The organism is Geminicoccus harenae (assembly GCF_019800005.1).
Classification (GTDB): Bacteria; Pseudomonadota; Alphaproteobacteria; order Geminicoccales; family Geminicoccaceae; genus Geminicoccus; species Geminicoccus harenae.
Genome location: NZ_JABGCL010000001.1, coordinates 60,134 through 85,827 on the forward strand (window position 1 = coordinate 60,134; position 25,694 = coordinate 85,827).

24 protein-coding genes are annotated in these 25,694 nt (G+C 71.1%); 20 read left to right on the plus strand and 4 right to left on the minus strand.

The window, feature by feature from the left end:
• Nucleotides 1-5: 5 nt before the first annotated feature.
• The 13 genes from HLA95_RS00270 to HLA95_RS00330 all read left to right on the plus strand — a co-directional run bounded on the left by HLA95_RS00270 (nt 6) and on the right by HLA95_RS00330 (nt 14,542).
• Nucleotides 6-1,115, plus strand: a complete 1,110-nt coding sequence (locus HLA95_RS00270; protein ID WP_191061798.1) for an FtsW/RodA/SpoVE family cell cycle protein — start codon at nt 6-8, stop codon at nt 1,113-1,115.
• The gene (murG, locus tag HLA95_RS00275) at nt 1,112-2,179 is read left to right on the plus strand and encodes an undecaprenyldiphospho-muramoylpentapeptide beta-N-acetylglucosaminyltransferase (protein ID WP_222182000.1); all 1,068 of its coding nucleotides are present in this window, start codon (nt 1,112-1,114) and stop codon (nt 2,177-2,179) included. Before HLA95_RS00270 ends, murG begins: the two co-directional genes overlap by 4 nt.
• Nucleotides 2,176-3,588, plus strand: a complete 1,413-nt coding sequence (murC, locus tag HLA95_RS00280; protein ID WP_191061808.1) for a UDP-N-acetylmuramate--L-alanine ligase — start codon at nt 2,176-2,178, stop codon at nt 3,586-3,588. The genes murG and murC overlap by 4 nt, the downstream gene beginning before the upstream one ends.
• Complete coding sequence (murB, locus tag HLA95_RS00285) at nt 3,588-4,490, plus strand: UDP-N-acetylmuramate dehydrogenase (RefSeq protein ID WP_222182002.1); 903 nt, start codon at nt 3,588-3,590, stop codon at nt 4,488-4,490. Before murC ends, murB begins: the two co-directional genes overlap by 1 nt.
• Complete coding sequence (locus tag HLA95_RS00290; protein WP_191061932.1) at nt 4,487-5,416, plus strand: D-alanine--D-alanine ligase; 930 nt, start codon at nt 4,487-4,489, stop codon at nt 5,414-5,416. The genes murB and HLA95_RS00290 overlap by 4 nt, the downstream gene beginning before the upstream one ends.
• Nucleotides 5,404-6,246 carry a cell division protein FtsQ/DivIB gene (locus tag HLA95_RS00295; RefSeq protein ID WP_191061933.1) on the plus strand — a complete coding sequence of 281 codons (843 nt, stop codon included), beginning with the start codon at nt 5,404-5,406 and terminating at the stop codon, nt 6,244-6,246. Before HLA95_RS00290 ends, HLA95_RS00295 begins: the two co-directional genes overlap by 13 nt.
• Nucleotides 6,246-7,541 carry a cell division protein FtsA gene (gene ftsA / locus HLA95_RS00300; RefSeq protein WP_191061761.1) on the plus strand — a complete coding sequence of 432 codons (1,296 nt, stop codon included), beginning with the start codon at nt 6,246-6,248 and terminating at the stop codon, nt 7,539-7,541. The genes HLA95_RS00295 and ftsA overlap by 1 nt, the downstream gene beginning before the upstream one ends.
• 106 nt (nt 7,542-7,647) lie before the next feature.
• Nucleotides 7,648-9,171, plus strand: coding sequence for a cell division protein FtsZ (gene ftsZ, locus HLA95_RS00305; protein ID WP_222182004.1), 1,524 nt, complete (start codon nt 7,648-7,650; stop codon nt 9,169-9,171).
• A 189-nt stretch (nt 9,172-9,360) separates the two neighbouring features.
• Nucleotides 9,361-10,353, plus strand: coding sequence for a UDP-3-O-acyl-N-acetylglucosamine deacetylase (gene lpxC, locus HLA95_RS00310; RefSeq protein WP_223861739.1), 993 nt, complete (start codon nt 9,361-9,363; stop codon nt 10,351-10,353).
• A 132-nt stretch (nt 10,354-10,485) separates the two neighbouring features.
• Complete coding sequence (locus HLA95_RS00315; protein ID WP_222182006.1) at nt 10,486-11,199, plus strand: hypothetical protein; 714 nt, start codon at nt 10,486-10,488, stop codon at nt 11,197-11,199.
• A 34-nt stretch (nt 11,200-11,233) separates the two neighbouring features.
• Complete coding sequence (locus tag HLA95_RS00320; RefSeq protein ID WP_191061754.1) at nt 11,234-12,295, plus strand: D-TA family PLP-dependent enzyme; 1,062 nt, start codon at nt 11,234-11,236, stop codon at nt 12,293-12,295.
• A 49-nt stretch (nt 12,296-12,344) separates the two neighbouring features.
• Entirely contained in the window at nt 12,345-13,919 is a 1,575-nt protein-coding gene (locus HLA95_RS00325) for a CYTH and CHAD domain-containing protein (RefSeq protein ID WP_222182008.1), read from the plus strand.
• Entirely contained in the window at nt 13,916-14,542 is a 627-nt protein-coding gene (locus tag HLA95_RS00330) for a nucleotide-binding protein (RefSeq protein ID WP_222182010.1), read from the plus strand. Before HLA95_RS00325 ends, HLA95_RS00330 begins: the two co-directional genes overlap by 4 nt.
• 13 nt (nt 14,543-14,555) lie before the next feature.
• Here HLA95_RS00330 and HLA95_RS00335 read toward each other — a convergent pair whose 3' ends face one another.
• The gene (locus HLA95_RS00335; RefSeq protein ID WP_191061466.1) at nt 14,556-15,362 is read right to left on the minus strand and encodes an aminoglycoside adenylyltransferase domain-containing protein; all 807 of its coding nucleotides are present in this window, start codon (nt 15,360-15,362) and stop codon (nt 14,556-14,558) included.
• A gap of 21 nt (nt 15,363-15,383) precedes the next feature.
• Nucleotides 15,384-15,758, minus strand: a complete 375-nt coding sequence (locus HLA95_RS00340) for a helix-turn-helix domain-containing protein (protein ID WP_191061467.1) — start codon at nt 15,756-15,758, stop codon at nt 15,384-15,386.
• 111 nt (nt 15,759-15,869) lie between these two features.
• Here HLA95_RS00340 and HLA95_RS00345 point away from each other — a divergent pair, with 111 nt between their 5' ends.
• From HLA95_RS00345 to HLA95_RS00370, 6 genes are all read left to right on the plus strand, one after another.
• Nucleotides 15,870-16,715, plus strand: a complete 846-nt coding sequence (locus tag HLA95_RS00345; protein ID WP_191061468.1) for an outer membrane protein assembly factor BamD — start codon at nt 15,870-15,872, stop codon at nt 16,713-16,715.
• A gap of 16 nt (nt 16,716-16,731) precedes the next feature.
• Nucleotides 16,732-18,390 (plus strand): DNA repair protein RecN, encoded by a 1,659-nt coding sequence (recN, locus tag HLA95_RS00350; RefSeq protein ID WP_222182012.1) that lies wholly within the window; start codon nt 16,732-16,734, stop codon nt 18,388-18,390.
• A gap of 151 nt (nt 18,391-18,541) precedes the next feature.
• Complete coding sequence (locus tag HLA95_RS00355) at nt 18,542-19,072, plus strand: hypothetical protein (RefSeq protein ID WP_191058662.1); 531 nt, start codon at nt 18,542-18,544, stop codon at nt 19,070-19,072.
• 64 nt (nt 19,073-19,136) lie between these two features.
• Complete coding sequence (gene ligA / locus HLA95_RS00360) at nt 19,137-21,215, plus strand: NAD-dependent DNA ligase LigA (protein ID WP_191058661.1); 2,079 nt, start codon at nt 19,137-19,139, stop codon at nt 21,213-21,215.
• 122 nt (nt 21,216-21,337) lie between these two features.
• On the plus strand, nt 21,338-21,763 hold the full coding sequence (locus tag HLA95_RS00365) for a YybH family protein (RefSeq protein ID WP_222182015.1): 426 nt from the start codon (nt 21,338-21,340) through the stop codon (nt 21,761-21,763).
• 203 nt (nt 21,764-21,966) lie between these two features.
• Nucleotides 21,967-22,236, plus strand: a complete 270-nt coding sequence (locus tag HLA95_RS00370) for a PGPGW domain-containing protein (protein ID WP_191058659.1) — start codon at nt 21,967-21,969, stop codon at nt 22,234-22,236.
• Nucleotides 22,237-22,251: 15 nt separating this feature from the next.
• Here the strand turns inward: HLA95_RS00370 and HLA95_RS00375 are convergent, their stop codons facing one another.
• Entirely contained in the window at nt 22,252-24,027 is a 1,776-nt protein-coding gene (locus HLA95_RS00375) for an aminopeptidase P family protein (protein WP_191058658.1), read from the minus strand.
• Nucleotides 24,028-24,134: 107 nt separating this feature from the next.
• Complete coding sequence (locus HLA95_RS00380) at nt 24,135-24,566, minus strand: SRPBCC family protein (protein WP_191058657.1); 432 nt, start codon at nt 24,564-24,566, stop codon at nt 24,135-24,137.
• Nucleotides 24,567-24,624: 58 nt separating this feature from the next.
• Between HLA95_RS00380 and HLA95_RS00385 the strand changes: the two genes are divergently transcribed.
• Nucleotides 24,625-25,689, plus strand: a complete 1,065-nt coding sequence (locus HLA95_RS00385) for an adenylate/guanylate cyclase domain-containing protein (RefSeq protein ID WP_191058656.1) — start codon at nt 24,625-24,627, stop codon at nt 25,687-25,689.
• Nucleotides 25,690-25,694: the final 5 nt, after the last annotated feature.

Sequence of the window (25,694 nt, forward strand, 5' to 3'; positions counted from 1 at the left end):
GCGGCATGATCGTCGTCGCGCGCAGCGATCGCAGCGTCCTCGGGTCCTGGTGGTGGACGGTCGACCGCGTCCTGATGCTGGGCTTCGCGATCCTGGCCGTGATCGGCCTGATCCTGGTGTTCGCGGCCAGCGGCCCGGTCGCGATCCGCAACAACAACCCCGCCACCTATTTCGTCGAGCGCCAGGCCGTCTTCCTGGCGGCGTCGATCGGCCTGATGCTGTGCGCCTCCATGCTCTCGCCGCGCGGCGTGCTGCGGCTCTCCCTGTTCCTCCTGGCCGTGTTCATCGGGCTGACCGCGCTCACCCCGTTCGGGCCGGAGGTCAAGGGCGCCCATCGCTGGCTCGACTTCGGCAGCTTCCGCCTGCAGCCCTCCGAGTTCGTGAAGCCCACCCTCGCGGTCGTGGTCGCCTGGCTGCTCGCCCGCAGCCAGGGCCTGCGCGGCCTGTGGCCCTCGCTCCTGCCGGTCTGCCTGGCCCTGGCGATGCTGGCCCGCCAGCCCGACATCGGCATGGCCTTCGTGGTGGCCGCGGTGTTCGGCATCCAGCTCTTCCTGGCCGGGCTCGGCTGGGGCTGGATCACGGCAGCCGCCGGTGCCGGCATCGCCGGCCTGTGGGGCGCCTATCTGTTCTACCCGCACTTCACCCAGCGGGTGGACGGCTTCATGGATCCCTCGCAGGAGGTCTACCAGGTCGACAAGGCGATGAACGCGGTGGCCTCTGGCGGCCTGTTCGGCCGGGGCCCGGGCGAGGGAGTGGTGAAGTTCCAGCTTCCCGACGCCCATTCCGACTTCATCTTCGCCGCCACCGCCGAGGAGTTCGGGGTGATCACCTGCCTGGCGCTGGTCGGGCTGTTCTTCTTCCTCCTGTCCCGCGCGCTGCGCCGGGTTTCGGGCCTCCATGACCGCTTCTGCCTGCTGGCGGCCGGCGGGCTCGCCGCCCAGTTCGGCCTGCAGGCCTTCATCAACATGGCGGTCAACCTGAACCTGATGCCGACCAAGGGGATGACCCTGCCGTTCATCTCCTATGGCGGCAGCTCGCTCCTGGCGTTCGGGCTGAGCATGGGCCTCCTCCTGGCGCTGACCCGCCGCGGCGCCCGGCTGGAACTGGTGCGATGACCGGCCTCGTGGTGATCGCCTCGGGTGGCACGGGCGGGCACATGTTCCCGGCCCTGGCGCTGGCCGACGAGATCGTCCGCCGCGGCCATCAGGTGGCGCTGGTGGTGGACGAGCGCGGCCGGCGCTGGGTGAAGGGCACTTACGACGTCCATGTGGTGGCGGCGGCTCGGCCGGGCCTGGGTGCGGTCGGCCGCGGCCTGGGCGTGGCCCAGGGCCTCCTCCAGTGCCTGCGCCTCCTGCGCCGCTGGCGGCCCTCGGTGGCGGCCTGCTTTGGCGGCTATGCCTCCTTCCCGCCGGCGCTCGCGGCCCGGCTGCTCGGCCGCCCGCTGGTGGTCCACGAGCAGAACGCGGTGCTGGGCAAGGCCAACCGGGCGTTGGCCAGGTTCGCCCAGCGGCTGGCGCTGAGCTTTGCCCGCACCGAGCACGCCCCGCCGCTCTCCGAGCGCACGCTGGTCACCGGCAATCCCTTGCGCAGCGGGTTTCAGGCCGCGCCTGCCGTCCCCGATCCGGACGGGCGCCTGCGGATCCTGGTGCTGGGCGGCTCGCAGGGGGCGCGGGTCTTCTCCACCGTGCTGCCCGAGGCACTGGCCCTGCTGCCGGCCGAGCTGCGCCAGCGCCTCGCCATGGTGCAGCAGGCCAGGCCCGAGGACCTGGACCATGTCCGGGCGCGCTATGGCGAACTGGGCATCCAGGCCGAGATCGCGAGCTTCTTCGACGACATGCCGAGGAGGCTCGCCGGCTGCGACCTCGTGATCGCGCGCAGCGGTGCTTCCACCGTGGCCGAGGTCACCGCCTGCGGCCGCCCGGCGCTCTATGTGCCCTATGCCCATGCCGCCGACGACCACCAGTACGCCAACGCCATGCGGGTCGCCGAGGCGGGCGGGGCGGTGACCCTGCGCGAACTGGCCGCGTCGCCGGAAACGCTCGCAGACGCCATCACCTCGTTGGTGAACAATCCGGTGCTGCTCGACGGGATGGCCAGGGCCACCCGGTCGATCGCGCGACCGGATGCGACGCAGGCGCTCGCCGACCTGGTACTTTCCGTTGCGGAGCCAAGACCGTGAAGTTCCTGCCGCAGGATGTAGGCATCATCCATTTCATCGGGATTGGCGGGATCGGCATGTCCGGCATCGCGGACGTGCTCCATCACCTGGGCTATCGCGTGCAGGGCTCCGACCAGTCAGCCAGCGCCAATGTGCGCCGGCTGCAGGAGCAGGGCATCCGCGTGGCGATCGGCCATCGGGCAGCGAATCTGGGCGAGGCGGCCGTCGTCGTGTTCAGCTCCGCCGTGAGAGCTGACAACCCGGAAATGATCGAGGCGCGAGCCCGGCGCCTGCCGGTGGTGCGCCGGGCCGACATGCTGGGCGAGCTGATGCGCCTCAAATCGGCGATCGCGATCGCCGGCACACACGGCAAGACCACCACCACCTCGCTGGTGGCGGCATTGCTGGATGCCGCCGGCCTCGACCCCACCGTGGTGAACGGCGGCATCATCAACGCCTACGGCACCAATGCCCGGGTCGGTGCCGGCGACTGGATGGTGGTGGAGAGCGACGAGAGCGACGGCAGCTTCCTGCGCCTGCCGGCCACGATCGGCGTGGTGACCAACATCGATCCCGAGCACATGGAGCATTACGGGACGTTCGAGGCGGTGCGCGACGCCTATTACAGCTTCGTCGAGCGGCTGCCGTTCTACGGTTTCGCAGCACTCTGCCTGGACCATCCCGAGGTCCAGGCGCTGATCGCCCGGATCACCGACCGCCGGGTGGTCACCTACGGCTTCAGCCCGCAGGCCGACGTGCGCGCGACCAGCCTGTCCATCGAGCCCGGCGGCTCGACCTTCGACGTGACGGTGACCCGGCGGGGCGGCCGACCGCTCCAGCTCGACGGCATGTTCCTGGCGATGCCCGGCCGGCACAACGTCCAGAACGCGCTGGCGGTGATCGCGATCGCCGAGGAGCTCGGCATCGACCATGCCGCGACCCGCAAGGCGCTCAGCTCCTTTGGCGGGGTCAAGCGCCGCTTCACCATCACGGGCAAGGTCAACGGGGTGACGGTGGTCGACGATTACGGCCACCATCCGGTCGAGATCCGCGCGGTGCTGGCGACCGCGCGCCAGGCGACCAAAGGCCGGGTGGTCGCGATCGTCCAGCCGCACCGCTACTCGCGGCTGGCCTCGCTGTTCGACGAGTTCTGCGGCTGCCTGCACGATGCCGACACCGTGCTGATCACCCCGGTCTATGCCGCCGGCGAGGCGCCGATCGAGGGGGCGGACCGGGATCGGCTGGTGGCCGGCATCCAGGCCCGCGGCCATCGCGACTGCCGGCCGATCGAGGGGCCGGACGGGCTGGCCGATCTGGTGCGCTCGATCACCGAGCCGGGCGACCTAGTGGTGTGCCTGGGGGCCGGCACGATCACCGGCTGGGCCAATGCGCTCCCGGCCGAGATGGCTGCCTTGGCCGAGGCCGCCTGATGGTCGACTGGCGCGACCAGCTACCCATGGTGCAGGGCGAGTTGCGCCGGGACGTGGCGTTGAGCGGGCTGACCTGGCTGCGGGTCGGCGGCCCGGCGGACGTCCTGTTCAACCCCGCCGACGGGGACGACCTGGCGGCCTTCCTGCGGGCATTGCCGCCCGAGGTGCCGGTGCTGCCGGTAGGCGTGGGCTCGAACCTGCTGGTGCGCGACGGTGGCATCCGCGGCGTGGTGGTGCGGCTGGGCGGGCCGCTCGCCAGGGTGGTGGCCGAAGGGACCACGCTGGTGGCCGGCGCCGGTGCCCTCGACCAGAACGTGGCGCGCGCCGCCCAGCGCGCGGGTCTCGCCGGCATCGAGTTCATGATCGGCATTCCCGGCACGATCGGCGGGGCGGTGCGCATGAACGCCGGCGCCTTCGGCGGCGAGACCGCCGAGCGCCTGCTCTGGGCGGAGATCGTCGGGCGCGACGGCAGGATCCGCCGGCTGGCGAAGACCGAACTCGGCCTGTCCTACCGGCGCTCGAGCCTGCCCGAGGGGGCGATCGTGCTCCGCGCTGCGTTCGGCCTCCAGCCGGACGACCCGGCGGCGATCCTCGCGCGCATGGACCGGATCCGGGCCGAGCGCGAGGCGGCCCAGCCCTTCCGGGTCGCGACCGGCGGCAGCACGTTCAAGAATCCCGAGGCGGGCCGGGCCTGGCAGCTCGTGGACGAGGCCGGCTGCCGCGGCCTGGCGCACGGCCAGGCGATGGTCTCGGACAAGCACTGCAATTTCCTGATCAACCGCGGCGGTGCTTCGGCCAAAGAGGTCGAGGAACTGGGCGAGATCGTCCGGCAGCGTGTCCTGGCGCAAAGCGGGGTGGCACTGGCCTGGGAGATCGTGCGGGTCGGGGAGGAGGGGCCATGAGCCGCTGGAAGGCCAAGACGGTCGCCGTCCTGCTGGGCGGGCGGTCGGCCGAGCGCGAGGTCAGCCTCGTGTCGGGCAAGGCCTGTGCCGACGCTTTGGACGCGGCCGGGTTCCGGACGGTCCGGATCGACGCCGCCGACCGGCTGGTCGAGCGGCTGGTCGAGCTGCGGCCCGATGTCTGCTTCAACGCCCTGCACGGCCGGTTCGGCGAGGATGGCCGTGTTCCGGGCCTGCTCGACCTCTTGGGCATCCCCTACACCCATTCCGGCGTGCTGGCGTCTGCCCTGGCAATGGACAAGCCGCAGGCCAAGCGGGTGTTCCGGGCGGTCGGGCTGCGCTGCCCGGAAGGAGTGGAGACCAGCTATGCCGAGCTGGTCGAGCACGGCGCGCCGATTCCTGGCCCGATCGTGGTGAAGCCCGCCTGCGAGGGCAGCTCGGTGGGCGTGCTGATCGCCCCGGACGGCGACATCGCCGCACTCGCCCGGCGCAATGACGTCGATCCCGGGCAGCGGCTGATGGTCGAGGCCTATGTCCGGGGCCGCGAGCTGACCTGCGGCGTGCTCGACGACCGGGCACTGGCGGTCACCGAGATCGTGCCGCGCGACGGGTTCTACGACTATCGCGCGAAATACACTTCCGGTTTCGCCGACCATGTCGTGCCGGCCGATCTGCCGCCTGAAGTGTATGCCTGCGCGCTCGACTGGTCGCTGCGGGCCCATCAGGCCTTGGGCTGCCGCGGGACGAGCCGCTGCGACTTCCGCTGGGATCCGGACCAGCCGGGCACGGATGGTCTCCATCTGCTGGAAATCAACACCCAGCCCGGGATGACGCCGCTCTCGCTCCTGCCGGAGCAGGCGGCCGCCTGCGGGATCCCGTTTGGTGAACTGGTGCAGCGCCTGCTGGAGAGTGCCCGATGCGACACCTGAGCCGCACCGCTGTCCGGATCCGTACCCTGCGCCGCGCCCGGCGCCGGCCGCGCTGGCTGCGCCCGCTGCTGATCACGGTGGCGGTCGCGTTCACCCTCGGCGGGGCCTTGCCCGCCCTGTGGATAACTTATGGAAAAACCCATGTCGGCCCGCTGCTGGCCGCGCTCGAGGGGAGCTGGCGCTCGGCAAGTGCCGCGTCTGGCCTGATTGTGCAGAAACTTTCCAGTGACGGGAGAGTGCGGACTTCTGTGGATGAATTGAGGACGGTCCTTGATGACCTCCGCGGCTCCAATATACTTGTGGTTGATATCGATCAGGTTCGTGAACGTATAGAGGAGCTTCCCTGGGTGAAGTCCGCCTCCGTCCATCGTCGGCTTCCGGACACCTTGCATGTCAGCCTGGAGGAGCGGGCCCCGCTGGCGCTCGCCGAGGCGGACGGGCGGAGGCTGGTGCTGATCGACGAAGACGGCCAGCCGGTCAAGGTCGCCGACCTGCGGCCGTTCGCCGACCTGCCGACTGTGGCCGGCGAGGGCGCCCAGCGCCATGCCGGCGAGCTGCTGGCCCTGGTCCGCTCCGAGCCTTCGCTCTACAGCCGGGTGTCGGGCGCCTACCGGGTGGGTGACCGCCGCTGGAACGTGTGGATCGACGGGAGGATCGAGGTGCGGCTGCCGGAGGACGATGCGGCGGGTGCCTGGCACAAGCTGGCGCGCGTGCAGGCCGGCAGCGGCCTGCTCGACAAGGCGATCGTGGCCCTGGACATGCGGGCGACCGGCGGCGTGGTGGTGCGGGCCGACCCGCGGGTCACCGCCGGCAGCGGGGAGGGTGCCTGATGGCCGTCACCCTCGACCGCCACCCTCTGCCCGCGGGCGGCTTCGACCAGGGCCAGAACAGCCGGATCCGCGCGGTGGTCGACGTCGGCACCAGCAAGTTCGGCTGCTGGATCGTCCGGGCGCGCCGCTCGGGCGGCTTCGAGCTGTGCGGCAAGGGCTACCAGGCCGCGGACGGGATGCGCAGCGGCGAGATCGTGGACGGCGACGATGCCGAATTGGGCATCGCCGCGGTGGTGCACGAGGCGGAGCAGGCGGCCGGCGAGGAACTGCGCGACGTGGCGGTGGTCACCAGCGGCGGCAGCCCGCTGTCCAGCCATGGCCGGGTCGAGGTCCCGCTCTTCGGGCGCGCGGTCGACCGCTCCGACATGGCCCGCGCACTGGATGCCGCCAGGCGCCAGCTCGACCGGCCCGGCCGCTCGATCCTCCATCTGGTGCCGCTGGAAGTCTCGATCGACGGCAGCCGGCCGCTCCGGGACCCCACGGGCATGCGCGGCGAGAGCCTGCAGGTGCTGGCTCATGCGGTCAGCATCGACAGCCGCCACGTGGCGCAGCTCCGCGCCTGCCTGGACGGCTGCCACCTGGACGTGGCCAGCGTCGTTGCCGCGGGCTATGCGTCCGGCTGGTCGGTCACCACCCAGGAGGAGCGCGAGCGCGGCGTGCTGGTGCTGGACCTGGGCGCCGGCGTGTCCTGCGTCGCCCATTTCTTTGGCGGCCGCCTGGCCCTGCTCGCCTCGGTACCCTATGGCGGCGAGCACATCACCGCCGACCTGGCTCATGGCCTCGCCACCCAGCGCACTCATGCCGAGCGGATCAAGTCGCTCTACACCAGCGTGCAGGCGCGCCATGGTGATGCCGACCAGCGGATCGCGGTGCCGCATGTGGGCGACCCGGACGGCTGGCCGTCCGGCGAGGTCGCCCGCTCCCGCCTGACCGAGATCGCCCGGCCGCGCGTCGAGGAGATCCTGGAGCTGGTCCGCTCCCGGCTGAAGGAGCATGCCGAGCTGTTCCGGACCATGCCGCCGTCTGGCCTGGTGCTGACCGGCGGTGCGTCGCGGATCGAGGGGCTGGTCGAGCTGGTCGACGAGATGTTCGGCCTGCCCGTGCGCTTCGGCCGGCCCGACCGGATCCGGTCGGGGGAAGTGTTCGAGTGCGAGCCCTGCGCCAGTGCTGCCAATGGCGCACTGGCCTTGTGCCGGGGCGAGGACGGTGGCCAGGGTTGGCGCGGCGAGGCTTCCGGAAGCCCGATCGGCCGGGGCTGGTCGCGGTTCCGCAAGTGGCTGCGTGAGAATTTCTAGGGGTTGGACGGACCGGAGCGCCTGAGGGGGGCGGGCCGGACGTGATGGCAGACGAACAGTGGTGCCCCCGTGCCTGCGCGAGAGGACGGGAGGGGTGGAGGACCAGATGACGATCAACTTGACCATGCCGGTGGCCCATGACCTGAAGCCCAGGATCAGCGTGGTCGGGGTCGGCGGCGCCGGTGGCAATGCCGTCAACAACATGATCACCGCCCATCTCGAGGGGGTGGAGTTCGTCGCCTGCAACACCGACGCCCAGGCGCTGGACCGCTGCCTCACCGATCGCAAGATCCAGCTCGGCAACACCGTGACCCACGGCCTGGGTGCGGGCGCTCGCCCCGAGATCGGCCGGGCCGCCGCGGAAGAGGCGCGCAACGAGATCATCGACGCGCTGTCCGGCAGCCACATGGTGTTCATCACCGCCGGCATGGGCGGCGGCACCGGCACGGGTGCGGCCCCGGTCATCGCCAAGGCCGTCAAGGAGCAGGGCATCCTGACCGTCGGCGTGGTCACCAAGCCCTTCCAGTTCGAGGGCGGCTACCGTGCCCGCCTGGCCGAGAGCGGCATCGAGGAACTGGAGCAGTGGGTCGACACGCTGATCGTGATCCCCAACCAGAACCTGTTCCGCATCGCCAACGAGCGCACCACCTTCACCGAGGCCTTCCAGATGGCCGACCAGGTGCTGCACATGGGCGTGCGCGGGGTCACCGACCTGATCGTCATGCCGGGCCTGGTCAACCTGGACTTCGCCGACATCCGCACCGTCATGTCCGAGATGGGCAAGGCGATGATGGGTACCGGCGAGAGCGAGGGCGAGCGCCGCGCCATCGAGGCCGCCGAATCGGCGATCTCCAACCCGCTGCTCGACGAGGTGTCGATGAAGGGGGCGCGCGGCGTCCTCATCAACATCACCGGCGGCCCGGACATGACGCTGTTCGAGGTCGATGCCGCGGCCAACCGGATCCGCGAGGAGGTCGACACCGACGCCAACATCATCTTCGGCTCGACCTTCGACGAATCGATGCAGGGCAAGATCCGCGTCTCGGTGGTCGCCACCGGCATCGCCATGCAGGAGCGCAAGCGCCGTGTGCAGCCGGGTGCGCATGAAGCCGCCGCCGGCAGCACCGCCCCGGCCGCCTCGCCGCTGCGCTTCCAGCCCCAGGCTCCCCGCGGGATCGCCCAGGCCTACCCGACGCTCCGCGCCACCCCCCAGCCCGCGCCCACCACCGCCCAGGCGGTGGACGCCCATATCCGGGCGATGACGGTACGCGGCGGTGCCGGTGCCGAGGCGGAGCCTGAGCGGGCCGACGCCTATGCGCCGCCCGCCGCTGCCGAGCCCGATGCCGGCTATGAGCAGGCCGAGCGCGAGTACGAGACGGCCGGTGCCGACCAGCATGCCATCGGGCGGCCCCGCAACCTGTCCGGCCTCGGCCGTGCGGAGGACCGGCTGAGCAACCTGTTCAGCAAGATGAGCAAGGGCCTGGGCTTCGGTGGTGAGGCGCAGGGCGGCGAGCAGCGGGGCGACAACGCCCATCTGCGCTGGGAGCAGTCCGGCTCCAACAGCGCTGCGGGCGGCGACCCGGTCGCCGAGATCCCTGCCTTCCTTCGTCGTGACCGCACAAGGACTTGAGGCTACCGGCTGCCACGCCCCTTGAAGCTGGGTGCTGTAATAATCGGTAACCAACTGTGAGTGGCGGCGAGGGTCACCTCTGCTTATCTCGATGGTGCCCGGTGCTGCCTGATCCGGCGGGGCCGGCCCTGAACCAGGGTCGGAGCCTGCCGGGATGGCACCCGGATCGTCGAGAGCGGAGCAAAGTTAGTGATCATCGCAGGCAGCCAGCGTGATGAAGTCGGCAACCAGGACCTGGGGGTCCGGGCCAGCCGCAGCGCACGGGCGCAGCGTACGATCGCGCACCGGATCGGTTGCGTCGGCATCGGCCTGCATGGTGGCCGCAAGGTTTCCCTGAACCTGCTGCCGGCCGCGCCCGATACCGGGATCATGTTCGTCCGCACCGACCTGCCCGGCCGCCCGGTGATCCCGGCCGTGGCCGACCGCGTCGGCGACACCACCATGTGCACCGCCCTGGTCGGGCCCGACGATGTCAAGGTCGCCACGATCGAGCATCTGATGGCGGCCCTGGCGCTGGCCGAGATCGACAATGTCACGGTCGAGCTGGACGGCCCGGAAGTGCCGATCATGGACGGCAGCGCCGCGCCGTTCCTGTTCCTCCTGGAATGTGCCGGCGTGCGTGAGCAGGACCGGCCGCTCCGGCGGATCGAGGTGATCAAGCCGGTGGTGGTGGAAGCCGCCGGCAAGTTCGCCCGGCTGGATCCGGCCCCCTTCACCAGCTTCTCCGCTTCGATCGACTTCGCCCACCCCGCGGTCGGCACCCAGTCCCTGTCTCTGCCGTTCGAGCCCGGCCGCCTCGCGCGCGTCCTCGGGCCGGCGCGGACCTTCGGCTTTGCCGCCGACATCGAGCAGTTGCGCGCCATGGGCTTGGCCCGGGGCGGCTCGCTCGACAATGCGGTGGTGGTGGGCCCCGAAGGCGTGCTGAACCCGGGCGGGCTGCGCTTTCCCGACGAGTTCGTCCGGCACAAGCTGCTGGATGCGGTGGGCGACACCTATCTGGCGGGTGCGCCGATCGTCGGCCGCTGGACCGGGCACCGGGCCGGCCATGCCCTCCATGTGAAGCTGATCCGCGCACTCCTGGCCGACCGCTCGGCCTGGCGCTATGTCGAGGATCTCGACGCCGAGCAGGGCCTGGACGACGCGCAGCACGCCGCTGCCCAGCCGGTCGCCGCCTCCGCCTGAGGCCGGCCCCGGGCAGCGACAACTTGGCCCAAACCTGCGCGCCCTGGTGGCGATGCAGCCTCCGTTTCGACGTGATAGAGCATGCGCACGCCGGCCATTCTTTCCGGATGGCCGCCGGAGCGGGGAGCGTGCGTGCTGCGGGGCTGGTTCGTCGATCGTCATTTCTACACGCGTGACCGGTCGGGCCGCGGCCGCTACGCCACCTTCACCCGTACCGCCCAGATCCGCCTGGCATCGGCCGCCCTGGGGCTGGTGCTCCTGACCCTGCTGCTGGCCGTGATCGTCGTCTGGGACCGGCTCGGCCCCTCCGGCGCGACGGCCACCGCATCCTCCGGCCTGGTCCCGGCGCTGGCGACGGAGCATGGCGGGGACGACGAGATCCTGGCGTTGCGCGCGGCCCTGGCGGAAAGCCGGGAGAAGCGGGCGGAGCTCGCCGCCGCGGTCGAGAGCCTGGAGCGGCGGCTGTCTGCACTGACCGAGGCGGCACCCGACCAGGCGGCCGAGCTGGACCGGCTGCGGCAGGAGCATGACGCTGCGGTGCAGCGCGCGCTTGCCGCAGAGATCGAGCGCGACGCCGCCATCGCCGAGCACGAACTGGCCCTGTCCGCACAGCTGACGGCCGAGGCCCGCGCGCTGGAGCACGAGCGTGATCTGGCCAGCCGCGCACCGATCGACCCGGCCAGCGTGCCGGACCGCATCCGGGCGCTGGAGCTGGAGCTGGAACTCGTGCGTGCCGATGTTGCGGCCGACGAACCCTCTTCCGACGAGCCCCCGTCGGACGAGCCGAATGATGTTGCACCGCCGTTGCCTGAATCGCCGCCGGACCTAGAATCCGGCGGACCCTGAGCCGTTACTCCTGCCGGCCCTCCTGGACGAGATGATGAAGCTGGACGAACTCGACACGCCCATCGCCCTGGTCGACCTGGACCGGGTCGAGGCCAACCTGAAGCGCTGGCAGGCCTTCTGCGACCGGCACGGGTTCGCCAACCGGCCGCACATCAAGACCCACAAGCTGGTCGAGCTGGCACGGCTGCAGGTCGAGCTGGGTGCCCGCGGCATCGCCTGCCAGAAGCTGGGCGAGGCCGAGGTGATGGCCGATGCCGGGATCGACGACATCCTGATCCCGTTCAACCTGGTGGGCGAGCGCAAGCTCACACGCGCGGTGGCCCTGGCTAAGCGGATCCGCCTGATCCTGATCGCCGACAGCCGCGAGGTGTCCGACCCGATCGGCCGGGCGTTCGCCCAGGCGGACATGAGCGTCGAGATGCTGGTCGAGTGCGACACGGGGGCCAAGCGCAACGGCACCCAGACCGTCGAGGAGACCGTGGAGCTCGCCCGGCACATCGCCGCCACGCCGGGCCTGCGCTTTGCCGGCCTGCTGACCTATCCGCCGCCGGGCGGCCAGCCGAACGTGGTCCGCTTCTTCAACGAGACCGTGGCCCGGCTGAAGGAACTGGGCATCGAGGCGCCGATCCTGTCCTCGGGCGGCAGCCCCGACATGTGGACCGCCAACGAGCAGGGCCCGGTCACCGAGCACCGGCCCGGCACCTATATCTACGGCGACCGGATGCAGATGCGCGCCGGCTGCATCGGGCTGGACGACTGCGCCCTGACCGTGCTGACCACGGTGGTGTCCCGCCCGACCCCCGACCGCGCGATCCTCGATGCCGGCTCCAAGGCGCTCACCGCCGACCTGCACGGGCTGAACGGCTACGGCCGGATCATGGAGTATCCCGATGCGGTGATCCACGGCCTGTCCGAGGAGCACGGCCATGTCGACCTGAGCCAGGTCGAGGGTCCGCGGCCGAAGGTCGGCGACCGGGTGCGGGTCCTGCCGAACCATGCCTGCCCGGTCAGCAACCTCTACGACCAGGTGGCGCTCATCCGCGGCGACCGGGTGGAACGGCTGGTCGACGTGGCCGCCCGCGGTAGATTGACCTGAAATTTTCTGCAATGAGATCTCTGGTTCACAATGGGAGCCAGGGGCGAGCATGGGCGTCGAGCGCGAGCTGAAGCTCGAGGGCAGGGCCGAGGACCTGCGCAAGCTCCTGGTCGATCCCGCCGTGGCGGACGGCCTGAAGGGCCGGCCCACCCGCCGGCGGCTGGCGGCCACCTATTACGACACCCCGGAAGGCACGCTGCGCCGCGAGCTCGGCATGAGCCTCCGGGTGCGCAAGGAAGGGCGGCGCTGGGTCCAGGCGGTGAAGCGCGAGCCCACCGGCGACGGCGTCCTCCTGGCGCGCGACGAGTGGGAGGTGCAGGTAGCAGGCGAGGCGCCCGAGCCTGCCCGCTTCACCGATCCCGAGCTGGCCGATCTCGTCCAGGCCGCCACCGGCCGGGAGCTGGTCGCGATCGTGCGCACCGACATCCGCCGCGAGACGGTCGACCTCGGCTGGACCGACGAGCATGGCCGCAGTGCCGTGGTGAACCTGGCGCTCGACCAGGGCCGGATCGAGGCGGACGGCCGCGCCGAGGAAGTGAGCGAGCTGGAGCTGGAGTTGGTCGAGGGCGACCCGGCCTGCCTGTATGCGCTGGCGCTGCGCTGTGCGGAGCTCGCACCGGTGCGCTTCGTCACCCAGAGCAAGTGGCAGCGCGGCGTGCGGTTGCACGACCGCCTGGTGCCGCAGCCGGTCAAGGCCGAGCGGCCGGAACTGGCGGCCGACGCCAATATCGAGACGGTGATGGTCGCGGCCTTCGGCGCCGCCCTGCGCCAGTGGGTCGGCAACGAGGCGGCGGTGCTGGACGGGCGCGATCCCGAGGGCATCCACCAGATGCGGGTGGCCCTGCGCCGGCTGCGCTCCTTGCTGACCGTGTTCAAGGACCTGATCCCGCCGGCCCAGCGCAAGTCCCTGTCCGGCGAGCTGCGCACGGTGGTCAAGGCGCTGGGCCCGGCCCGTGACCTCGACGTGTTCGAGGCGGAACTGCTCGCACCGGTGCTGGCGGCCAGGGCCGGGGAGCCGTCGCTGTCGGCCCTCCACGAGCTGGCCACCTCCGCCCGGGCCAGGGCCTATGACGAGGCCCACGCCATGGTGGCGAGCCGCGACTATGGCCGGACCCTCCTGCGCCTGTCCGCCTGGCTGGCGATGCGCGGCTGGCGGGTGGGCGCGGATGCGGCCGGTGCCGACCAGCTCGCCATGCCCGCCACGCAGGCTGCCGCTGCCCTGCTGGACAAGGCATTGCGCAAGGTGCGCCGCCGCGGCCGGCACTTTGCCGGCCTGGCGCCGGACGAGCGGCACGAGGTGCGGATCGCCCTGAAGAAGCTGCGCTATGCCGCCGATGCAGTGGCGGACCTGTTCGATCCCGACCGGGTGAAGCCCTACAACAAGCGGCTCTCGCAGCTCCAGGACCATATGGGCCGGTTCAACGACGCCTTCGTCGCCGGTGCCCTGGTCGACCGGCTGCTCGGCGATGCCGGCTTGCCTGCCGCCACGCGCCAGGCGGCCGCCAAGGGTGCCGGCATGGTCGCCGGCTGGCATGCCCATGCCGCGGTCGCCGACGAGCCGGAGCTGATCGACGCCTGGCGTGCCTTCAAGCGGGCGGAGCCGTTCTGGGGGGGCACGGCTTGATCCGCATCCTGGTCGGCAACGGCAAGGGCGGGGTGGGCAAGTCGACGATCGCCACCGGCCTGGCTGCGGCCCTGGCCGCCAGGAGACGGGTCACCGCGCTCGCCGATGCCGACCGCCAGCGCTCCAGCCTGGGCTGGCTGGAGCGGCGTCCGGCCAGTGCCGCCCCGATCCGGGCGCTGGACTGGACCAGGAAGCTGGGCGCGGTGCCGCCGGGTGTGGAGCGGCTGGTGGTCGACGCCCCGGCCAACCTGGACGGCAGCGAGATCGAGGACCTGCTGGACGAATCCGACCTCGTGGTGGTGCCGGTCCAGCCCTCCCTGTTCGACCAGGCCGGGACCGAGCGGTTCCTGGGCAAGCTCGGCAAGCAGAAATCGGTGCGCAAGGGCAGGAAGGCGGTGGTGCTGGTGCTCAACCGCCTGCGCCCGCGTGCCCGCGCCACCGTCCGGCTGGACGCCTATGCCCGGAGCCTGGAACTGCCGGTAGCGGCGCGGCTGGCCGACCGGGCGATCTACGAGGAGTTGGCAGCGCAGGGCTTGGCGGTGTTCGACCTGGCCGGTGCCCGGACCGCCCCGGCACGTGCCGAGTGGGCGCAACTGGTGGACCTGCTCGACGGCAGCGCCTGAACGCCTCCGGCCGTCACCCCCGGCTCTCCGGCAACGCCATATCGAGGGCGACCTGCATGAAGTCCAGCGCACGCCCCGCCGCCGCTGCCGGAAGCTCGTCGATCCGGCCCTGCCTTGCCGCCAGCGCCGTCTCCAGCACGTCCCGCCAGCAGGCCGGGTAGGCCTCGAGCCCCCAGCTTCCCGCCGCCGATTTGCTGACGATCCGGCCGGTCCGCAGCGTGCAGTCGATCCGGGCGATCCCGAGCACGCCCCAGGCGACCGTGCCGGCCGCCACCGGCTCGCCAGCACCCTTGCCCGCCAAAGCCTGCCTGCCGCGCGCGATCCAGCCACGCCAGTAGCTCTCCAGATTGCCCGCGAGGAACCGGCGCAGCCCCGCTTGGTCGAGGCCGATAGGGAGTTCGGCAGGGGCCGGCCCCAGCAGTGCCACGCCGTGACGGGCCAGGCAGAACCAGGTGACCGGGTTGGCATCGAAGCAGACCTCTGCCCGGCGCAGCCGGCCATCGAGGCTGAAGGGGACCGTCAGCGGGTGGGTGGGAGTGGCCCCAAGCTGCGCCACGTCCAGGTAGCAGCCGTCGAAGGGCGGCATTCCGGGTTCTGCCAGTTCCGCATGGACCCGCTCCAGCCGGTCCAGCCCCTCGGGCGTGGGCAGGGCCGGCATCAGGGCCACGAAGTCGATGTCGCTTCGGCCTTCCTGGTAGTCGCCGAGCGCCAGCGAGCCCACCAGATAGAGGCCGTGCGGCCTGGGGGCAGCATGCCGGTCGAGCAGAACCAGATAATGATCGACCGTGCGGGCGACGGAGTCAGGCAGGCGCTGCCGCACGCAGAACTCGTCCAGGCGCTGCTAGCGGGCGGCCCCTGGCCGCTCCACCACCGCGCGCACCAGCCCGCTCAAGGCGGCGCGGACGGCCGGATCCTCGATCTGGCTGAACGGCAGCTCGGCCGGACCGGCCTCGGGCGAGCCCTTGGCCGCCACGGTCGTGCTGGGCGGGTGCAGGTCGACCATGCCGCACAGCCACTGGATGTCGGTGCGCAACCGCTCGGCGATCAGGATCAGCCGCGCGGCACTCACCCGGTTGGCGCCGCGCTCGAATTTCTGGATCTGCTGGTAGGACACGCCGATCACCTGGCCCACCTGTTCCTGGGTCAGGCCGAGCTCGATCCGGCGCCGGCGCAGCCGTTCCCCGATCTTGCGCTCGATCAGCGTCTCGCGATCCATCAGCCAGCCCTCCGGCCGCCGAACCGGCCCATCTGGCTTGCGCCATCCGGCTCGGCTAAGGTCCTGCCGACAAGCGCTGATCATAACCCCAGGTGGAACGGGCTACAAGGAATGCCGCTGATCGACCCTCGCGACCGCGCCCCCGGCATCCGGTTGCGGCACCTCCTGCGGACCGGTGCTGCGGCCCTGATCCTGGCATTGGCGGCCTGCGGCGGGGGGGAGGCCGACCAGACCCTGGTCGAGCCGGACAAGCCGGCAGAGCAACTCTACGGCGAAGCCCAGGACCTGATGGCGGAAGGGAGCTGGAACCGGGCGGCCGCCGCATTCGAGGAGGTCGAGCGCCAGCATCCCTATTCCGAGCTGGCCAAGCGCGCCCAGGTCGAGGCGGCCTATGCCTATTACGAGGGCAGTTCCTATGACGAGGCCATCGGCGCCGCCGAGCGCTTCATCGACCTCCACCCGGGCGACGAGGCGACGCCGTACGCCTACTACCTGATCGGCCTGTGCTACTACGAGCAGATCAGCGATGTCGGCCGCGACCAGGAGATGACCCAGCGCGCCATGGACGCGTTCGAGGACATGGTCCGCCGCTACCCGGAAAGCGACTATGCCCGCGACGCCACGCTGAAGCTCGACCTGATCCGCGACCATCTGGCCGGCAAGGAGATGGAGATCGGGCGCTACTACGAGAACCGCAAGCAGTATGTCGGTGCGATCAACCGCTTCCGCAACGTGGTCGAGAACTACCAGACCACCTCGCACGTGCCGGAAGCCCTGTTCCGGCTGACCGAGAGCTATCTGGCGCTGGGCGTGCGCAAGGAAGCCCAGGCGGCCGCCGCCGTGCTTGGCTACAACTATCCGGGATCTATCTGGTACGAACGGTCCTATGCCCTCCTGGAAGGCCAGGACCTGGCGCCAGCGGAGGACAGCGGCTCATGGCTGTCGAACCTGTTCTGAACCACGTGGCCGGTTCATGCTGCTCAGCCTGAACGTCCGCGACCTGCTGCTCCTGGACCGGCTCGACCTGGAGTTCGGGCGGGGCCTCACCACGCTCACCGGCGAGACCGGGGCGGGCAAGTCGATCCTGCTGGGCTGCCTGGGCCTCGCCACCGGTGCCCGGGCCGAGCGCGGCCAGGTCCGGGTCGGCAGCCAGCAGGGCTCGGTCACCGCGATCTTCGGCCTGTCCCCGCACCATCCGGCGCGCCAGCACCTGGCCGAGCAGGGCATCACGGTGGGCGAGGAGATCAGCCTGCGCCGGGTCGTGTTCGCCGATGGCCGCTCGCGCGCCTTCATCGAGGACGAGCCGGTGGCGATCGGCACGCTGGAGCGGGTCGGCCGCGACCTGGTCGAGGTGCACGGACAGTTCGAGCAGCGCGGCCTGGCCGACCCGGCGCGCCATCGCAGCCTCCTGGACGCGTTCGGCGGCCATGAGAGCGAGGCGGAGGCGGTCCGGACCGCCTGGGCGGCCTGGCGCGACCTGAAGGGGCGGCTCGACGAGCGGCGGCGGGCGGTCGAGCAGGCGGCCGCCGAGGAGGAGCGGCTGCGCGCCCATCTGGCCGAGCTGGAGAAGTTCGGGCCGGTACCCGGCGAGGAGGAGGAACTGGCCGCCGAGCGCCAGCGCCTGCAGACCCGCGACCGGCAGATCGCCCTGTTCGACGAAGCCGCCAAGGGCCTGGCCGACGCCGCCGAGCGGCTGGCCACGACCCAGCGCAAGCTCGACCGCTCCGGGATCGACGATCCCAGCCTGGAGCAGATCGTGGACGGGCTGGAGCGGGCCGCCTCCGAGCTGGCCGATGTCGAGCGCGCCACCGGCGAGCGGCTGCGCGAGCTGGTCCATGCCGAGGGCCGGCTGGACGAGGTCGAGGAGCGGCTGTTCGCACTGCGCGCCCTTGCCCGCAAGCACCGCGTCGGCACGGAGGAGCTGGAAGGGCTGCGCGACGAGTTCGTGGCGGCCTTGGCGCGGATCGAGACCGGGGCTGCCGACATCGCCCGGCTGGAGGCCGAAACCGAAACCCTGCACCGCCGGTTCCTGGCGGCGGTCGAGGCGTTGAGCGCGGCCCGGCAGCGTGCGGCCGGCATGCTGGCCGACGCGGTCGCGGCCGAGCTGGCGCCGCTCAAGCTGGAGCGTGCCACCCTGCGCGTGGCGCTCGCCCCGCTGGAGCCGGAAGCCTATGGCGAGCACGGGGCGGAGCGGGTCGCCTTCGAGGTGCGCACCAATCCCGGCCAGCCATTCGGGCCGATCGGCAAGATCGCGTCCGGCGGCGAGCTGGCCCGCTTCATGCTGGCGCTCAAGGTCGTGCTGGCCCGGCTGACCCCGGTCGAGACCCTGGTGTTCGACGAGATCGACGCCGGCACGGGCGGCGCCACCGCCGATGCGATCGGCGAGCGCCTGGCCCGCCTCGCCGAGGAGCGCCAGGTGCTGGTGGTGACCCATGCGCCGCAGGTGGCGGCCAGGGCGCAGAGCCATCTGCGGGTGGTGAAGCTGCAGGACGAGGACCGCACCCGGGTGACCGTGGAAGCGCTGGAAGGCGAGGAGCGCCGCGACGAGGTGGCACGGATGCTGGCCGGTGCCCAGGTCACCGACGCCGCCCGGGCCGCGGCCGACAGCCTGATCCAGGACGCCGTCACCTGAGCCGGCGCCTGCGCGACCAGGACAGCCCGCCCGGTTCCGCCTCTCTCGGAACAGCGATCTGCGTGTGGCACCGCCAGGAGCCGTATACGGCTGCAACCTGCGTTCGCCTACGTCATGCAGCCGTATACGGCTGCTGTTCCTGGAACCGGCCATGTCCACGATCGTGACCTGCCGTCTCGGCGACGAGGTGCTGGCCGGGCTGGACCGGTTCGCGGCGCGATACACCAACGGCTCCCGCAGTGCCGCGCTGGAGCGGCTGGCGCGTCAGCAGCTTGCCATCCCGGCCCAGTCCAGGACCGGCGGGCAGGATCGGGCTTCGGGGGCAGCGGCGGCGGCGTTCGGCAAGGAGGCGGCCGCGTTCCTGGCAGGGCAGCTCGGTGCCACCAGGATCGTCGGGGAGCCGGCGAACATCTACTGCCTGCCCGACGGCACGCGGGTGCTCATCAAGAGCGCCAGGGGGCTGGGCGATCGGATCAACGTCTTGCCGGGCCTGCTCGGGCGCTTCCACTATCTCCATGCCGGCTTCTGGGACCGGCAGGGCGGCGTATGCGACCTGTTCGAGCTTCCGGCGGATCTGTTCATCAGGCATGCCCGCAGGACCAGCCAGGGCAAGTACCTGCAGATCGACCGGGGCATGGTCGAGGGCCTCCAGCTGGTGGCCAGGGTCTATCGGAGAGGGTGAGGTGTCGGTTGCGTCGGGATCATCCAGCATCGCAGACGAGGCCAGTGCGTCACGGGGCAGCCCGATGACCGATGTCGACGCCCTGGACGAGGCGGCCGCCCGTGCCGAGTTGGCGCGCCTAGCCGAAGCGATCGCGCAGGCCGACCGCGAATACTACCAGCAGGACCGGCCGAGCCTGACCGATGCGCAGTATGACGAGCTGCGCCGGCGCAACCAGGCGATCGAGGCACGCTTCCCGGCGCTCGTCCGGCCGGACAGCCCGAGTCACCGGGTGGGGGCCGCCCCGGTGGCGGCGTTCGGCAAGGTCGTCCACCGCGTGCCGATGCTCTCGCTCGACAACGCCATGGCCCCGGAGGAGATCCACGAGTTCGTGGCTCGCGTGCGCCGCTTCCTCAAGCGTCCGGACGACGTCCAGGACGACTATGTCTGCGAGCCCAAGATCGACGGCCTGTCCTGCTCGCTGCGGTACGAGGACGGCTATCTGGTGCGCGCCGCCACCCGCGGCGACGGCACCACCGGCGAGGACGTCACCGCCAACGTGCGCACGATCAAGGACGTGCCGACCCGGCTGCACGGCGAGGCCCCGCCGGTGATCGAGGTGCGCGGCGAGGTCTACATGGAGCGGCCCGCCTTTGCCCGGCTGAACGAGGAGCAGGAGGAAGCCGGCCAGCTCCCCTTCGCCAACCCGCGCAACGCCGCGGCCGGCTCGCTGCGCCAGCTCGACAGCAAGATCACCGCCAGGCGCCCCCTGCGCTTCTTCGCCTATGGCTGGGGCGAGGCGGACCCACCGGTCACCGGGCGCTACTCCGCCTTTCTGGAGCGGCTGCGCGGCTGGGGCTTCGTCGTCAACCCGCTCACCCGGATCTGTCGCACCGCCGACGAGCTGGTGGCGCACCAGGCCGAGATCGGCCGGCAGCGGCAGGGTCTCGCCTACGAGATCGACGGCGTGGTCGACAAGATCGACGACATCGCGCTGCAGGAGCGGCTGGGCTTCGTCGGCCGCGCCCCCCGCTGGGCGATCGCCCACAAGTTCAAGGCCGAGCAGGCCCAGACCACGGTCCGCGAGATCACGATCCAGGTCGGCCGTACCGGGGCACTGACGCCGGTGGCCGAACTGGAGCCGGTCAATGTCGGCGGGGTGACCGTGGCGCGCGCCACCCTGCACAACGAGGACTTCATCCAGGCCAAGGACATTCGCGTGGGCGACCGGGTGCTGATCCAGCGCGCCGGCGACGTGATCCCGCAGATCGTCGAGGTGGTCGACCCGGACCGCCCCGGGCGCGGCCCGGCCTATGTCTTCCCGGACACCTGCCCGATCTGCGCCAGCCATGCGGTGCGGCTGGAAGGCGAGGCGGTGCGGCGCTGCACGGGCGGCCTGATCTGTGCTGCCCAGGTGGCCGGCCGGCTCCAGCTCCTGGTGGGGCGCGACGCCTTCGACATCGAGGGGCTGGGCAAGAAGCAGGTCCCGCAACTGATCGAGGCCGGGCTGCTGCGCGCGCCGGCCGACCTGTTCGTGCTGGCTCGCGATCCGGAACGGCTGGCGAAGCTGGGTACGCTGGAGGGCTGGGGCAAGCGCAAGATCGAGAACCTGGTCCGCTCGATCGAGGCCAGGCGTACCATCCCGCTCGATCGCTTCATCCTGGGCCTGGGCATCCGCTTCACCGGCGAAGTCAATGCCCGGCTGCTGGCCCGCGCCTATGGCAGCTACCCCGCCTGGCGGGAGGGCATGCTGAAGCTCGCCGCCGGCGACCCGGACGAGCTGGCCCATCTGGACAATGTCGACCGGGTCGGCAGTGCGCTCATCGGCGCGCTCACCGCCTTCTTCGCCGAGCCGCACAACGTGGCGGCGGTCGACGCGCTGGCGGCCGAGCTCACCATCACCGATGCCGCCCGGCCCCGGGTGATCCAGAGCCCGCTCTCCGGCAAGGTGGTGATCTTCACCGGCACGCTGGAAACGCTGGGGCGCGCCGAGGCCAAGGCGCGGGCCGAGCGATTCGGCGCCAAGGTCGGTGCCTCGGTGTCGAAGAACACCGATTACCTGGTGGTGGGCGCGGATGCCGGCTCCAAGGCCGCCAAGGCCCAGGCACTGGGCGTGCAGACCCTCTCCGAGCAGCAGTTCCTGGAGATGACCAGCGGCACCTAGCCGCCGAGCCCGGCATTATTACGACTCGGACAACATCGCCTTGTACAACTCGTGCGAAAGGCGATATCATGATATGGTGGATCCTCTCCGTATTGAGAGGGGATGAGATGAGAACGCAAATCATGCTGGCCGCAATTGCGGCGGCCACTTCCCTGCTGCCGCTGGCGGCCGATGCCGAGACTTCCGAAGGGCAGGTGAAGTCTGCCTATGAGGCATGGGACGCCGCGTTCAACCAGGGTGACGCGAAGGCCGTGGCCGGTTTTTATGCCGACGACGCCATGCTGCTGCCGCCCACGCACGACGTCATCGAGGGGACGGGCGGCATCGAGCAGTTCTTCACGGGCGTGATCGGCAGCGGGGTGACCGGGCACAAGCTGGAGCCGATCCGGATCATGGAGGATGACGACCAGGTCGTGGTCGCGGCCCGCTGGAGTGCGCAGGGCAAGGACCAGGCCGGGGCCGCCACCACCTTCCAGGGCATCGCCACCCATGTCTTCGACAAGCAGGACGACGGCAGCCTGAAGCTGGAACTGCACACGTTCAACTAGGAAGGGTCTCCAGGCGCTCCGGATTCTTCAGGTGCCGCGGCCTGAAGAATCCGGGCCTGTGGCAAAGCCGCTTCACGAGGCGATGAGGCATCTTCCGCCGGGCCCGATCCCGCCTATCTGATGGTCCTGCCGTTTCCCGGCAGGACCGGGCGCGCGGCGCACCGGCAACCCTTCGGCTGGAGCCTTCAGATGGCCGATCGCCCATGACCCGCATCGCGGCCCTTTCGATCGGCTACGGCTTCCTGTTGCTGGGCTTTCTCGGCCTGTTCCTGCCGATCCTGCAGGGTTTCCTGTTCATCTTCGTGGGCCTGATCGTGCTGAGCCGCCACGCGCCCTGGGCCAACCGCGCGCTGCAATATGTCCACCGGCGCTGGCCGCGCTTCGGCGGCCTGATCACCAGGGCGGAAGGGATCGCCGAACGGACGATCGACCGGGCCGTCCACGGGATGCGCCGCCTGCTCGGTCGGGCCTGAGACGGCTTCTCTACCTCACAAGGGCTGGCAGGCCTCGGCCAGCCAGGTCCTGGTCCGCTCGTCCACCAATGGCCCGATCTCGGCCAACACCCGGGCGTGGTAGCGGTCCAGCCACTCCCGCTCCTCGCCGTTCAGCAGCTCGGGCACGATCAGCCGCCGGTCGATCGGCGCCAGCGTCAGCGTCGCGAAGCGCAGGAGCTTGCGCTCGCCGCCCTCCGGGGTGGGTGCCGGCTCCACCACCAGCAGGTTCTCGGTGCGGATGCCGTGGCTGCCGGCGACATAGTGGCCGGGCTCGTCGGACAGGATCATGCCCGGCTGCAGCTTGACCGAACTCTGCCCCTTGGAGATCCGGGCCGGCCCCTCATGGACGCAGAGATAGCTGCCGACCCCGTGGCCGGTGCCGTGGTCGAAGTCATGGCCGTGCCGCCACAGCGCCAGGCGCGCCAGCGTGTCGAGCTGCGCGCCGGTCGTGCCCTCCGGGAAGACGGCCTCCGAGACCGCGATCATGCCCTTGAGCACCAGGGTGAACTGGACGCGGATCGCCTCGGCCACCGTGCCCAGCCCGATCGTGCGGGTGACGTCGGTGGTGCCGTCCAGATACTGGCCGCCGCTGTCGACCAGATAGACGTTGCCCGGCGTCAGCTTCAGGTTGGTCTCGGCCGTCGTCCGGTAGTGCGGCTGCGCGGCATTCGGCCCATAGGCACTGATCGTCTCGAAGCTCAGGCCCCGGAACAGTGGATCCTCGGCGCGGATCGCGCGCAGCCTGCCCGCGGCCGCCACCTCGTCGACGCCTGCCGCCACCGCCTCGGTCGAAAGCCAGCACAGGAACCGGCTCATCGCCGCCCCGTCGCGCTGCTGGGCCGCGAAGGCGCCCTTCACTTCGGTGGGGTTCTTGATGGCGCGCGCCAGCGGGATCGGGTCCTCGCCCTCGACCAGCTTGCCGCCGGCCTTGGCAAAACGGTCGGCGAAGCCCACTGCCGAATAGGCCGGGTCCGCCAGGAGGCGCAGGCCGCGGGCTCCCAGCTCCGCCAGGGCCGGCTCGAACGCCTCGTACGGCTCCACGGCCACGCGGTTGCCGAAGTCCAGCCCGGCGAGCTTGGCCCGGTCGGTGAACAGCCGCACATGGCCATCGCTACCCAGCAGGGCGAAGCCCAGCGGCAGGGGATTGAAGGGCACGTCCGCGCCACGGATGTTCAGCAGCCAGGCGATCGATTCGGGTGCGGTGATCAGCAGCTGGTCGGCGCCGGCCTTGCCGACCGCCGTCCCCATCCGTTCGGTCTTGGCTTCGGCTTCCTCGCCGGCATAGGCCACGGGATGCGCCGTGACCGGCTCGGCCGGGCGCGCGGGGCGGTCGGTCCAGATCAGGTCGATCGGGTTGGCATCGAGCGCCACCAGCTCGGCACCGGCGGCATCCAGCTTCTTCGCCATCGCCGCCTTCTCGGGCTTGCGCACCAGGCGGGGGTCGTAGCCGATCCGCATGCCCGCCTCGACCCGGCGGGACAGCCAGGTCGAGGGCGGGGTTTCCACGCTGTTGCCGCGCTCGAACAGCGCCGGGTCGAGCTCGCGCTCCAGCTGCACGGTATAGCGGCCATCGCTGAGCACCGCCGCGGTCCCGGGCAGCACGAACACCACCCCGGCCGAGCCGGTGAAGCCGGTGAGCCAGGCGACCCGCTCGGCATGCGGCGGCAGATATTCCGAGCCGTGCTCGTCCGTGCGCGGCATCCAGAACCCGTCCACGCCCAGTTCCTTCAGGCGGGCACGCAGGGCCGCCAGCCGCTCGGCGATGTTCATCGACGCTTCTCTGCTCCGGATGGTGAACGGCGCCACGATAGCGCCCCGAACGGGGACGCGGCCAGCGGCCTCGGCCATTCCCGCTGGTCATGCCCCGGATCGCTGCCTCAGCCGGGCGGGAAATCCGGCCCCGGATCGCCGCCGGCAGCGGCCACCGCCAACCGGTGCAGATAATGGTTCCAGCCCTTCTCGTGGCCGGCCCGCTCCTGCGCGTTCGGCAGCCCGGAATGCGTTAAGCGCACCAGCGTACCATCACCCCGCTCGACCAGGTCGATCTCGATCCGGCTCGACCCGGGCGGCACGTCCGGGCGTGCTTCCCAGCCGAAGCTGTAGACCAGCCGGTGGACCGGCACGACCTCGATGAACTCGCCGCGGGCGGCGTGCTTGTCGGCCACGCTGACGAGAAAGATCCCGCCGGGACGGGGATCGACGGTGGCAGGGCCGATCCAGCGGCGGATCCTGTCGGGATCGGTGAGGAAGGCGAACACGGTCGCCTGCGGGGCCGCGATCTCGATCTCGGTGCAGAGCGTCTCGGGCATCGCCAGCCTCTTCCGGCAGTTTCACCGCAGTACCGACTGCCATAGCATGATCCGGACGATGCGACTCCCACCGGCCCTTTCCTTCCTGGTCGACGAGGCGACCGGCATGGCCGGCGCCGACCGCTTCCTGGCCACGCTCGGCGCCAAGCTCCTGGCCGGCGGCCTGCCGCTGGCCGGCGGTGCCCTCACCGAGCTGCCGACGCACCCGATCATCGCGCAGCATAGCTGGCTGTGGCGGGCAGACACCGGCATGGTCATCGAGGGGTTGGGCTTCAGCCCCGCCGGGCCGGGTCAGTTCGTGCCCGCCGATGCCGGGCAGGAATGGCTGGCGGGTCTGGGCCAAGTCCATGAAGCTCCCGTCGGCGCCACCGCACGGCTCGGCTGGGCGACGAGCCACCCATTGCGTCCGGCCGAGTTGCGGCTCCTGCGGGAGGTGGCCCGCTTCGCCGTGGCACCGCTGGCCGTGCTGGCCGCACGCGCGACCCAGGCCGTGCTGCTGGAGACCTATCTCGGCAAGCGCAGTGCGGCGCGGGTGCTGGCCGGCCGGCTGCGGCGCGAGCCCGGCGAGATCATCCAGGCGGCCCTGCTCTATGCCGACCTGCGCGGCTTCACCGAGCTCTCGGAGACCAGCGCGCCATCCGAGGTGATCGCCACGCTGGATGCCTGGTTCGACCGCATCGCCGGTGCGGTCCACGCGTTTGGCGGCGAGGTCCTGAAGTTCATCGGCGACGGCATCCTGGCGATCTTCCCGATCGGCCAGCGTGACGCTCCTGCCGCCTGCGATGCGGCGATGCGCGCGGTGGCTGCCGCACGCGCCGGCATGGACCATCTCGATCACAGCCGTGCCGCAAACGGCCTGCCGCCCTTGCCGTTCGGCACTGCCCTCCATGTCGGCGAGATGCTGTGGGGCAATATTGGTACCGCCGACCGGCTGGATTTCACGGCGATCGGCCCGCCGGTGAACCTGGTCAGCCGGCTGGAGGGCCTGTGCCGCCCACTCGGCCAGCCGGTGCTGCTCTCCGGCGCGTTCGCGGCAGAAACCAGCTACCCATCGATCCCGCTGGGCCGGCACCGGCTGCGCGGCATCGCGGAACCCTGTGCAGTCTTCGGCCTGCCGCCCTGAGGCCA